The 12,079-nt window shown below is 42.6% G+C and carries 8 protein-coding genes; 5 read left to right on the top strand and 3 right to left on the bottom strand.

Translation table 11 applies throughout. The features are described from left to right. Positions 1 to 10: 10 nt before the first annotated feature. On the bottom strand, positions 11 to 226 hold the full coding sequence (locus tag GTQ43_RS19565) for a hypothetical protein (RefSeq protein WP_265274429.1): 216 nt from the start codon (positions 224 to 226) through the stop codon (positions 11 to 13). A 248-nt stretch (positions 227 to 474) separates the two neighbouring features. On the opposite strand from GTQ43_RS19565, the gene GTQ43_RS19560 reads away from it, so the two are divergent. From GTQ43_RS19560 to rpsU, 5 genes are all read left to right on the top strand, one after another. Next, positions 475 to 1,305 (top strand): peptidoglycan-binding protein, encoded by an 831-nt coding sequence (locus GTQ43_RS19560; RefSeq protein WP_265274428.1) that lies wholly within the window; start codon positions 475 to 477, stop codon positions 1,303 to 1,305. Between the two features lie 491 nt (positions 1,306 to 1,796). After that, positions 1,797 to 2,984 carry a TRC40/GET3/ArsA family transport-energizing ATPase gene (locus GTQ43_RS19555; RefSeq protein WP_265274427.1) on the top strand — a complete coding sequence of 396 codons (1,188 nt, stop codon included), beginning with the start codon at positions 1,797 to 1,799 and terminating at the stop codon, positions 2,982 to 2,984. Positions 2,985 to 3,239: 255 nt separating this feature from the next. Continuing rightward, positions 3,240 to 6,551: a GAF domain-containing protein gene (locus GTQ43_RS19550; protein WP_265274426.1), complete on the top strand. Its 3,312-nt coding sequence runs from the start codon at positions 3,240 to 3,242 to the stop codon at positions 6,549 to 6,551. A gap of 70 nt (positions 6,552 to 6,621) precedes the next feature. Beyond that, positions 6,622 to 8,466, top strand: coding sequence for a tetratricopeptide repeat protein (locus GTQ43_RS19545; RefSeq protein ID WP_265274425.1), 1,845 nt, complete (start codon positions 6,622 to 6,624; stop codon positions 8,464 to 8,466). A gap of 948 nt (positions 8,467 to 9,414) precedes the next feature. Beyond that, positions 9,415 to 9,603 (top strand): 30S ribosomal protein S21, encoded by a 189-nt coding sequence (gene rpsU, locus GTQ43_RS19540; protein ID WP_185582816.1) that lies wholly within the window; start codon positions 9,415 to 9,417, stop codon positions 9,601 to 9,603. A gap of 208 nt (positions 9,604 to 9,811) precedes the next feature. Here rpsU and GTQ43_RS19535 read toward each other — a convergent pair whose 3' ends face one another. Both GTQ43_RS19535 and GTQ43_RS19530 read right to left on the bottom strand, forming a co-directional pair. Continuing rightward, positions 9,812 to 10,264: a hypothetical protein gene (locus GTQ43_RS19535; protein WP_265274424.1), complete on the bottom strand. Its 453-nt coding sequence runs from the start codon at positions 10,262 to 10,264 to the stop codon at positions 9,812 to 9,814. Between the two features lie 12 nt (positions 10,265 to 10,276). After that, on the bottom strand, positions 10,277 to 12,034 hold the full coding sequence (locus tag GTQ43_RS19530) for an Hsp70 family protein (protein ID WP_265274423.1): 1,758 nt from the start codon (positions 12,032 to 12,034) through the stop codon (positions 10,277 to 10,279). Positions 12,035 to 12,079 lie beyond the last annotated feature (45 nt).

Genomic DNA, 12,079 nt, shown 5'->3' with positions numbered 1-12,079 from the left:
GTCTTTAAATCTAGTGGCTTTCGGATGAGGTAGAGCATCCACAGTAGGCGATCGCTCTAATTGGTAACTTTTCCCCTGTCAGTCGCTCAATTCCTTTTGGTGTTTCCTGACTTGTAAACACTAAACAGCTTTGATGAAGTATTTCTGCCAATCTCATCTTCTCAATGAACCGCTTCGCTAAGACACAAGCACGCAGAATTCCTTGCAAACTGGTGTCAAAAGACATCTGCAAAAAAGAATGTAGAGACGTAGTACTGCTACGTCTCTACAAGGGTTGTGGATAACGCATATTTAATTTCATCAGGTGTCTATTGCGTAGTATCATCATCAATAAGTTGATAATAAGCGATCGCGCACCAAGACTTTAAACTACTTTTCTATTTCCCGGTGTGTAGTAACCTAGCCAAACTTCTCCAATAGTTGCAGCTTGTCGTCACACACTAATTAAATTTTGAACCGCTTTGCAAACAAGATATGTTAGATTTATTTATTTCTACTTACTTAATTTTTGTAAAACAAGATACATTAAATGGTAGTTTAGTCGCAAAGGAAGCAAAAAGTATGACCGTTAGTAGCCCTGAAGTCATCCGTCATCTATTGATTGGGCTGGGATATTTAGCTCCTGAAATTGACCCTAACCCCGATCTGACAAAATTCGCTCCCTGGAAGCGGAATAACAACTCTTTAACAGACGATCCGACCGAAGAAGCCATTAAAAAGTTTCAGAAACAATACTCACAAAGACTTGTGGTTAATGGTAACGCCGATGCTGAGACTAGAAGTGTAATGGAAGAGACAGTTAAAGGACTTCAGAATCGATTGAAGTTTCACGGGTTCGCAACCAATACCGAAATCCCTTCAGACAAGCCTTTTTATGGGCCAGCCACTTATACCGCAGTCAAGAAATTTCAGAAATCTCAGGGTTTAACTGAAAATGGCATTGCCACTATTGAACAGCGGCAAATTCTCCAGCAACCTACTCTCACAGATAAACCCCAGTCGCCTCCCCAGACACAAGTTAAGTTGATAGATTTGTGTTTCCAATTTAAAAAGAATCCTCAAAATCCTTCTTACATCGCAGCCCTAAATAACTTACAACAAAATCTACCCAAGGATGTTTTACACAAAGTTACTAACAAATGGAGGGGCACAAACGATCAAAATCCTGAGATTGTCAAGCTGACGAATTTGTTTACTTATTATGATGACAATAATCAAAATCATCGAGATGCCCTAAGTCACCTACAGAGTCAGATCACCCCAGCCGTCTATAAAGAATTTATTAGTCTTTGGAATAAGAAGTAAACTACCCACCTTTAATGAAGAGAGCAGGGGGAGCAGGGGGAGCAGGGGAAGCAGGGGAAGCAGGGGAAGCAGGGAGGGGGATTAAACTAAGCCAGACAATTGGGGTGGGGTTTCTACTTACCTTAAGATACAAGGATTTATTCGCCCACAAGGGGCGAGGTTTTGAACCTTTACTTTTTTTATAAACATCTCCCAATCTTGAACTCAAGTTCAAGATTGTCCCTCTCCGACTCGGAGAGGGATAGTTTTGAGTAGTCAAACCAAGGAGAGGTTTTTGATTGGACTAAATTAGGCAACGGACAGTAACTCGTTGAACTCACGTTATCTTAAAAGAAGCATTAGACTATCATGCCCTTGGTCAAAAAAGACCGCAATGACTATGAACAACTCAAACTGTTCACGCCAAGACGTAGTGAAACAGCATTTGTTTTCCTTAAACAGTCGATAATGTAAATAAATGTAAAAAATCCTCAGCTAGGACAAAACCATCCATGCGTGTAATTTTGATGACTGGTAAAGGTGGCGTGGGCAAAACTTCCGTCGCTGCTGCAACTGGACTCCGTTGTGCGGAACTGGGCTATCAGACATTGGTTTTAAGTACAGATCCCGCTCACTCTCTGGCAGACAGTTTTGACATAGAACTAGGACATGCACCCCAAAAAATTCGCCCAAATCTGTGGGGTGCAGAACTGGATGCGCTGCAAGAACTAGAAGGAAACTGGGGTGCTGTAAAACGTTATATTACCCAAGTTTTACAAGCAAGGGGTTTAGACGGTGTACAGGCAGAAGAATTGGCAATTTTACCAGGCATGGATGAGATTTTTGGCTTGGTAAGGATGAAACGCCATTACGACGAAGGTGAGTTTGATGTTTTAATTATCGACTCAGCCCCAACTGGTACTGCACTACGCTTGCTGAGTTTACCTGAAGTTGGTGGCTGGTATATGCGCCGTTTTTACAAACCATTTCAAAACATCTCGGTGGCACTTCGCCCTCTGGTTGAACCTTTTTTTAGACCAATTGCTGGTTTTTCGCTACCAGATAAAGAGGTAATGGATGCACCTTATGAGTTTTATGAACAAATTGAAGCCCTAGAAAAAGTATTAACAGACAATACTCAAACTTCTGTGCGTCTTGTCACCAATCCCGAAAAAATGGTAATTAAAGAGTCTCTGCGGGCCCATGCTTATTTGAGTTTGTATAATGTTGCAACAGATTTAGTTGTGGCTAATCGAATTATTCCCCGTGAAGTCCAAGACCCATTTTTCCAACGCTGGAAGGAAAGTCAGGAGCAATATCGCCAGGAAATTCATGATAATTTTCATCCTCTACCTGTGAAAGAAGTCCCACTTTTTTCTGAAGAGATGTGTGGATTAGCTGCATTAGAACGCCTGAAAGAAACTCTTTATAAAGATGAAGATCCGACTCAGGTTTACTACAAAGAAACGACTATGAGAGTCGTACAGGAAGAAAAACAATACAGTTTGGAAATTTATTTACCTGGTATTCCTAAAAACCAAGTTCATCTCAGTAAGAATGGAGACGAATTAAACATTACCATTGGCAACCACCGTCGGAACTTAGTTTTGCCACAAGCCTTAGCAGCACTACAACCAGGAGGCGCAAAGATGGAAGACGACTATCTAAAAATTCGCTTTAGTGACAATATAAGAGTTTAAGTTTTTTTGCTTTGCTAATAGTTGTCAAAAACTCAAAACTAAAAAGCAGTAATCTTTAATTTAAGCTAGTACAGACGCAAATTTTTAGCGTCTTTTTTATGACGTTTTGGTAAATTTTTATAAAAGGTAAATGAATATTTTGATTAATGGTTTGCCCGTAGTTTTACTGAAGACAAATTGATTAAAAAAAAATCAAAATGGCTTTAGATTTAATTATGTCAGTTTGCAAATTATTAATTGATTTTGCTATAAGCAATGACCTTCAACCCCGAACAAGATTTGTCCTTATATCGCCATGAAGAAAGTTTATTACGTCGGATTACAAACCATATCCGCCGCAGCTTAGAGTTGGAAGAAATTATCACGGTGACAACGGCAGAGGTGCGATCGCTACTGAAAACTGACCGAGTGATGATTTATAAATTTCATGGCGATGACAGTGGCCAGGTCATTGCTGAGTCCATCTACAACAATCGTTTGCCGTCCTTACTAGGGTTGAATTTCCCGGCTGACGATATTCCCCTCAGCGCCCGTGAGCTATTTATCAAATCACGGGTGCGTTCTGTTGTGAATGTTGATGCTCAAGAAATTGGTCAAAGTCAACTGCGTGACTTGGAAAATGGAGAAACTATATCAGAAGAAATCCGTTACCGCCCTGTAGATCCATGTCATGCTGAATATTTGACGGCAATGGGAGTAAAGTCTTCTGTAATAGCGCCTATTCTCTATCAAGATCGGCTTTGGGGGCTTCTGGTATCTCATAATTCCCAAGGGCGTTTGATTTCAGAATATGAACTAGAAGCCCTACAGATGGTTGTCGATCAACTCTCAGTAGCGATCACTCAAAGTTCTCTCCTCACTCAAGTCCGCAAAACAGCCGAACGAGAAACTATCGTTAACCGCATTGCTACCCTGCTACATTCACTACCGACCATTGTATTACAACCAGCCCTAGAAGCAGCTGTTGCTGCCTTTAATGGTGTTGGTGGCAGACTTTGCATTAGAAATGCAGCTTTTGATTTCCACAATGGCAACGTAACCAGTTTAACAGAATGCCTAATACCAGGAAATACTTGTATCAAGCTTTATATCTGTGGACAGCAACCTGTAATGCCAGAACAAACTATATATCCACTCATAGAGCAGTATAGTATCTGGCAAGAACTCTATAAGTCTAGTAACTACGATGTTTGGGCGATTTCAGATATATACAGTACCCCTGATTTGCGAAGTTTACAAGTTGCTTTTCAACCAACTAAAATTCGTAGCATATTAACAATCCCACTCCTGTATCGTCAGCAATTACTAGGCTACTTAAGTATTTTCCGCAACGAAATAGATACAGAAACTCTATGGGCGGGGCAGTATGATAGCGATCGCAGACAACTCTACCCCAGGCGATCCTTTGAGGTTTGGCGCGAATCTAAAAAAGCCCAAGTTCAAAAATGGACAGATGAAGAGATTGAACTGGCTAGAAATCTCGGTAAACACTTTGCTTCCGCAGTTCAGCAGCATGAACTACAGCAACAAGTACAAGTCTTCAATGAAAACTTAGAAAAACAAGTTAAAAGACGCACAGTTGAGTTACAACGGACAGCTGAACAAGAACAGGCTGTGTTTAGAGTTATTGCCGAGATTCGAGAATCGCTGGACACAGATACTATTTTTCAAACCACAACTAAAGAGGTTTGTCAATTAATCAAAGCCGATCGCGTTTCCGTTTATCGTTTCGATTCTAATTGGGGTGGTGAATTTGTCGGTGATTTCGAGGCTGCTAGTCCATACTGGTCGAATGAGTCCGAATTAGGTATTAATACAATTTGGAATGACACCTACTTACAAGATACACAGGGAGGACGTTATCGCCACAATGAAACATTTGCAGTCGATGATATCTACAAAATGGGATTTGCTAAGTGTCATATCGATAATCTAGAGCAGTTTCAAATTCATGCTTTTGTGCTGGCACCGATCTTTGTTGGGCAAAAACTTTGGGGTTTGCTGGCAACTTATCAACACACTGGGCCTCGGCAATGGAAAGTCTCAGAAGTCAACTTTCTCAATCAGATTGCTGCCCAAATGGGCGTAGCACTCCAGCAAGCTGAATTACTCAATCAGACACGAGAACAGACATTAGATTTACAACAAGCAGCAGAACAACAACGGGTATTGTTTGAAGTTGTGGCAAAAGTTAGGGAATCTCTTGACCTAGATGCAATTTTTCAGACAACCACTCAAGAAATCTGTAAATCACTACAAGCGGATCGAGTAGCAGTTTACCGCTTCCAAGCTGATTGGAGTGGTGAATATATTGCCGAGTTTGTAAATGATGGCTGGGTAAAGCTAGTATGTTCTGATACTAAGATAGTTTGGCAAGATAGCTATTTGCAGGAAACCCAAGGTGGGCGATATCGTCACAATGAAACCTTTGCAGTTGATGACATCTATCAAGTTGGACATTCTCGATGTCATGTTGCAGTTCTAGAGCAAATTCAAGCCAAGGCTTATGCGATCGCACCTATATTTATTGGGCAACAGCTATGGGGCTTACTGGCAGCTTATCAGAACTTTGCACCCCGCCATTGGGAAGCCTCAGAAATTAAGTTTATTACTCAAATTGCCAATCAGCTTGGGGTTGCACTCCAACAAGCCCAACTGCATAATCAAACTAAAGAGCAGACCCAAAAGCTAACTCAAGCTCTCCATGATTTAAAGCAAACTCAAACCCAACTGATCCAAACTGAGAAAATGTCCTCATTAGGTCAACTGGTAGCTGGTATTGCTCACGAAATTAATAACCCGGTAAACTTCATTTATGGCAACATCAATCATGTCAATGATTACACCCAAGATTTACTCAGTATACTAGACCTCTATTTGCAAAACTGTCCTAACCCAAACCCTGAGATTCGCGATCGCGCATTCGAGATAGACTTAGAATTTCTGATTGAGGATTTGCCCAAAACTCTATCTTCCATGAAAATCGGCATCGATCGTATCCGGCAGATAGTCTTGGGTTTACGGAATTTCTCTCGCCTTGATGAGGCAGAAATGAAGCCGGTTGATATTCATGAGGGGATTGATAGCACGTTGCTAATTTTGCAGCATCGCTTGAAAGCAAAACCGGAGAGTCCCACGATTAAATTAGTCAAAGAATATGGTGAGCTTCCCTTAGTAGAGTGCTATGCTGGGCCGCTAAATCAGGTATTCATGAATGTTTTAAGCAATGCGATCGATGCTCTAGAAGATTATAGAGTGTCTACAGCACAACCTCATAGCAGTCAAATTACCATTCGGACTGCGATCGCAGAAATGGATGGTAATGTTAAAAGCGTAATAATTCGCATTGCAGACAATGGGCCAGGAATACCAGAAACTATAAAGGCCAGAATTTGCGACCCATTTTTTACTACTAAGCCGGTGGGAAGAGGCACTGGTTTAGGGTTATCAATTAGTTATCAAATTATTGTAGATAAACACGGTGGTATGTTTAAATGTGATTCTCAGCCGGGGTTAGGTACAGAATTTTGGATTGAAATTCCAGTAATACAAGTTACCAAATCATAGAAACAGAATTTTCTCTACCTGTGCGCTAAGACTAGAATTAGAATTGATGTGACGTTTCCTAGTAGCTAAAGTGTCAGACTCTCTGCCATTGCGCGATCGCTATCTTGCCTTAATCGATGAAATTGTCGAAACCACCCTCAAGGGCAAAATTAGCTCTGTTGAAATGGTGTATCAAATGCTGGTTAAAAGCATAACTTCCGGTACAGGGGAAGTGTTTGAGCTAGTTTTGAGCGATCGCCTGAATGCCCTCCAAAGCCAAGTAGACAACGAAAAAGACGAACTCAAGAAAGCTAAAGCTACTCGCAGTTTGAGAGCGATTAAGACTATTCAAAGTCAATGGCAACGCTGGCAAGAGCAAAACAAAGCAACAGTTGCGATCGCTTCCGCAGTTGCAGAAATTACCACATCGGCCGTAGATGAGCGACTGGCGGCATTTTTACGAGTTACCGATCCTAATCAGAAGTATCCGCTAAATTTGCAACAGCTACAGCAATTATCAAAATCATTACAGCAATTTGCCCAGGTAGATGGGGATTTACAACAATTTTCTGAAGGTATTACCCGTGGTTTAGCTTCTTGGCAGCGATTGCAAGACAACTTACTCAGTTGGATGTATGAGCAAAAAGAAGCTTTGGGATTTGGCGGCGTACCCGGAGAACGCGGCCCCTGGGCAAGTTGGGCGAAACAACTCAATAGTGAGTTACCCCAAGCACTGCTTCGGACTTTGGCTATGGAACAATCTGTAATTGAATTTGCCCAGCGACAACGGGGAATCACCCTCAGAGATTGGGTAGAAATGGCATTGATTTTACAGTTTTTGCAACGGGGACTAATTAACTGGTTTGACCAACAAGCTTATGATGTCAAAGCCGGGCCAAAATTGTCCATTTCCACCTTTTTGACCTTTGCAGTGATTTGGAGTCAATTAGCAAGTGGTTTTGGCAGCATTGGCACTGTATACGGCGATGCCTGTTCTCAAATTATGCTCCAGATTTTACGAACCTTTGCCCAGCGTCCATATTTTCCCTTTTACGGCGGGATTTTTGCCTCTTTTACTGGTACTTATTTGCGAGATGCCCTAGACTATTTGGACGAACCATTGCGACGCGACGAGGGAACCCAAGAAAAGGCGCGGATTTTGACACTTTTAGGCTATTCTCAGCGAGCTTTAGGACAATATCAGCGTTCACTTGATTTTCATCAGCAAGCGCTAGAGATTGCCAGAAATGCAAGCGATCGTCCTTGCGAAATTGCCAATCTCAACCACCTCAGCCGCACCTACGTCCAAGAGAAAAATTATGCTGAGGCAATTAACTATAGTCAACGAGCATTAATATTGAGTCGGCAAGCAGGGGATAAGACAGGAGAAGCAAACGCCCTGGTAAATTTAGGTTACAGCGAAGTCATGCAAGCTCAAGAAGTGGAAAACCTCGAACCCGAAACTTATGAAGCTGCAATTAACTATTTGGAACAAGGTTTAAAATTATCAGAAAAATTAGGCGATATTCAAAGTAAAGCTTTATGTGTCAGCAGTCTAGGAATTGCGTATCTAGTAATTAGACAACACCAAACGGCGATTAAATATCTTGAAGATGGCTTTAAAACAGCACAATTTTCTGGCGATTTATATCTCCAGGGGCGGAACTTAGCTTATTTGGCAGAAGCTTATTATCATCTACAAAATTCGGAAAAAACTGTTTACACTGGCTGCTTAGGAATGTATCTTTTGGAGCAAATTGCTTCTAGTGAGTGGCATCAACCAGCAGGATTACTGACAATTTTACAAGGACAAATTGGGGCACAAGCTTTCCAAAAATTCTTAGAGCAACATCGGCCTAAAATCATTGCCGTTATTGGTGTAGATGGGTATGATTACATTCCAAAATTATTAGAAGTATACAAACAAGATATTTGAATATAGCGGTTCTCATTTATGTGAGGTACACCCGTAGGGGCAATTCATGAATTGCCCCTACACCTTACTTGTCCGTAAAAGTATGCACAAAGCAAGTCTGGTATGCCACACCCTCTTGCGTTCGAGCGTCACCCGAAGGGCGGTTTGATAAATTAAGGTAGATTAACTTGCGATCGCATCTCATATCATGTCCGCCAAATTACTTACGGTATATCATTGCGATCGCAACGAAGTGGAGCGTTCGCGCAGCGTCTCGTAGAGAAGCAATCACCAGGACTCTGCGTTCGCGAAGCGTGTCCGAAGGACTTATGCTTCACTCCGTACCCTTCTCCTTCGGAGACGCTATTCGCGAACGGGTTCTCCAACGGAGTACGCAATGACAAGTGTTTAACCGGATATGATATCAAGGTAAATTCGAGCAACTTTGCAAGACATCCCCATGATTTTCTGGTAAGGTGGTTAATGTCTTGACCATCAATGCCACAAGCGAAAAGTGCGGTCTTGGGGTCTCCCCCGCCGCAGGATGCGCGAAGCGCTGTAGAGGAGCAACTTTTCAAGAGAGCGAAAACCAAGCTAATAGGTATATGTCGCAAGAGAAAGATTTGGGTCTTGGGAACCAGGACTCCTGCCCTTGGAGGGAGTGTCAGACCAAAAAAACTACGGAGTAATTGAAAAAGAGGCAAGGGAGCAGGGAGCAGGGAGCAGGGGAGAAGGTTCAGAAAGGGGGATTCGACCCCACCTGAACGAGAACCACTTAACTCTTATTGGGGGACTCAGACCCATTTTCCGCTCCGCTCCACGGCAGGGGGAAGGGGTCATTTCCCCCTGCTCCCTGCCCCCTTCCCCCTGCCTCTTCGTTGATGGCTATTCCCGATGAATTGGGAAGCTCAGACTTCAGCCGTAGGCAAGTCTGAGTAGTTCACTTAAGTCAAATTAGCAGGAGAGATAATGACCCAAATAATAGTGGGTGACAATGAACACATTGAATCAGCCTTACGCCGATTTAAGCGAGAAGTTTCCAAGGCTGGGATTTTTCCAGATATGAGGAAGCATCGTCACTTTGAAACGCCTATTGAAAAACGTAAGCGGAAAGAAATTGCCAAGCACAGGCAGGGTAAAAGACATTTCCGCACTTAATTAAGTCAGTACTTACGCAAAATCATGAAAAAACGAACCGCATTCGCGCAGCGTCTCGTTAGAGAAGGACGCATAGACACAAAGTGGCTTCCCGAAGGGTAGGACACAAGGAAATAAGAGTTTCAGAAAGTTTTTGCGTAAGTCCTATAAGTAACATAGGTATTAATCAATGCCCTCAGAAATTTTCTGAGGGCTTTTTTGATGGAAATCAGCACAAATCATTTTTTGCCATTAACTCGATTGTTTGTAGAGAATTAGCAGCAATGGTATTTTGTTGGTCAAACTTAAGTGCTTGTTGCCAAGATGCGATCGCTTCTCTCCATTCTCCTTGTAATGCCGATAATTTCCCAGCCAAGGCGTGAAAGTCTGCATTGCTGTAATACAAAGCGAGAGCTTGATTGTTGTGGGTTACTGCTTCTGGATAGCGCCCTTTTGATAAAAAATGCAGTGCTTGTCTATGATACCAGATGGCTTGGTCGTGCAGACTCAGCAAGTCAGATAAGTCAGCTTTACAGCGTCTACAAGTTGGAGAGTAGGGAGTGGGAGAAGATGAGGGAGATGTAATAGTAGTCTCTTGGGTATAATCATTATTTTTCTGCTCAACAGATATTCTGCTCCCCTTTACCGGACGATAAATTGCTCCACAAACAGGACATTGCATAATTACTATTCCCTATTCATCATTCGTACTGGCGTAGTAAAGAAAATCTGAGAGTTCTTCTTGTAACTGAGGTAGTTCTGCACTCTTATTAGCGATCGCATTTTCAATCTGGGCTAATAAGTCTTGTAATTCCTCTGCTTGTTCAGAATCTATGGTCAGAAGTGTTTGTTGAGCGCGGTCTAAAAGTGCTGCTAATTCTGGAGCGATATCTATTGTTGAGATTGGATTTTCTGTTGAGATTTCAATTGTTTCATCAAATTCAAACAAGGCATCTAAATCTGCCCTTGCTTGCTTCAATTCATGGCTCGAAAGTTTCTCGATCCCTGCATTATTTACTACTAGCGTTCCTTGTTGTCCTTTGCCTTTCTCGGTAGTGGTGACAGTGAGAATGCCATTTAGGTCAAAGTCAAAGTGAACCTCGACTTCAATACCTCCTGCTGGTTTGGGTGGTAAATTCTCGACTCTAAAGGAACCGAGAGGAACATTTTCTTCAGCGATCGCATTTTCTCCCTGAAAAACTTCAATTTCTACCACTTCTTGTTCATCAAACACGGTGGAATAAACATGAGAGCGAGAAACAGGAACAACGCTGTTGCGGGGAATAATCACACTGAAGTAACCTGGCATAATACCCATTGGTGTAGACACAACCGCAGCAATGCCCAGAGAATGGGGAATTACATCTACAAGAATGGCATCTACAGATTCACCTACCAGCACCCCAGCTTGTAAAGCGGCTCCTAATGCCACACAAAGGTCTGGTTGAATGCCATCGCTGGGAGTTTGTTTGAGATGTTCTGAGATCATTTGTTGCACTAGAGGGATGCGTGTGGAACCACCAACTAGGATAATCCGGTCAATCTCGTCGGATTCAATATTGGCATCTATTAGGGCGCGGTCAATTGCCTCTAGGGTTTCTGTCAATAGGGGGCGAATTAATTTTTCTAAATCTATTCGCGCTACTTCTGTCTCTAAATGTAGTGCAGTCTTACCTTTACTACCTAAAAAGCCTTCCCGAACTGTAGCAAAGGCGTGGGAACTCAGGTCAATTTTTAACTGTTCTGCGGCTCGAAGGAGACGCGCTTGGGTAGCCGCATCATCTGGTACATCTACACCATGCTGTTTGCGGAATAGATCCGCGAGATAGAGTTGCAAAAGCCTGTCGAAATCGTCTCCACCCAAGCGGTTGTTACCATGAGTAGCTAGTACTTCTGTGACTTCCCCTGTAATTTCGACTACTGACACGTCGAAAGTACCACCTCCCAAGTCATAAACCACAACCCGTTCTGTGTCTTCGGAGCGCAAATCATAAGCTAAAGCCGCCGCCGTTGGTTCGTTGATAATTTGCAGTACTTCCAAACCAGCGATCTCGCCAGCAGTTTTAGTTGCCTGGCGTTGAGCATCTGTAAAGTAGGCTGGAACTGTAATCACTGCTTGGGTAATTGTTTCTCCCAAAGCATTCTCAGCCCGTTGTTTTAGGGCCCGGAGAATAATCGCGGAAACTTCATGAGGTAAATATTCTTTATCTCCTAAAGTAGTTTTGTGGTCAGTTCCCATCCAACGCTTAATTGACTTCACAGTGCGTTCAGGAGCCGCAGCATATTGACGGAGTGCTTCTCGCCCTACCAGCACTTTCCCCGTGTTACTAAACCCCACACAGGAAGGTAAAATCAGATCGCCATCTTCGCCTGGCAATACTCGCACTTGGCCATTTTCGACAATCGCCACTTCGGAATTTGTTGTGCCTAAGTCAATACCAACTGCTTTCATAAAATTTAATATGCAAAGGTCATTTAGCCCTGGTTTTGTTACCCA

Source organism: Nostoc sp. KVJ3 (genome assembly GCF_026127265.1).
Classification (GTDB): Bacteria; Cyanobacteriota; Cyanobacteriia; order Cyanobacteriales; family Nostocaceae; genus Nostoc.
The sequence above is the reverse complement of the archived record's forward strand: the minus strand, read 5'-3'. Positions and strand labels throughout refer to the sequence as shown.

Bases quoted from the DNA above. Each gene is read 5' to 3' on its own strand.
- rpsU (WP_185582816.1), top strand. From the start codon at position 9,415: ATGACCCAAATAATAGTGGGTGACAATGAACACATTGAATCAGCCTTA.
- GTQ43_RS19560 (WP_265274428.1), top strand. From the start codon at position 475: ATGTTAGATTTATTTATTTCTACTTACTTAATTTTTGTAAAACAAGAT.
- GTQ43_RS19555 (WP_265274427.1), top strand. From the start codon at position 1,797: ATGCGTGTAATTTTGATGACTGGTAAAGGTGGCGTGGGCAAAACTTCC.
- GTQ43_RS19530 (WP_265274423.1), bottom strand. From the start codon at position 12,034: ATGAAAGCAGTTGGTATTGACTTAGGCACAACAAATTCCGAAGTGGCG.
- GTQ43_RS19550 (WP_265274426.1), top strand. From the start codon at position 3,240: ATGACCTTCAACCCCGAACAAGATTTGTCCTTATATCGCCATGAAGAA.
- GTQ43_RS19565 (WP_265274429.1), bottom strand. From the start codon at position 226: ATGTCTTTTGACACCAGTTTGCAAGGAATTCTGCGTGCTTGTGTCTTA.
- GTQ43_RS19535 (WP_265274424.1), bottom strand. From the start codon at position 10,264: ATGCAATGTCCTGTTTGTGGAGCAATTTATCGTCCGGTAAAGGGGAGC.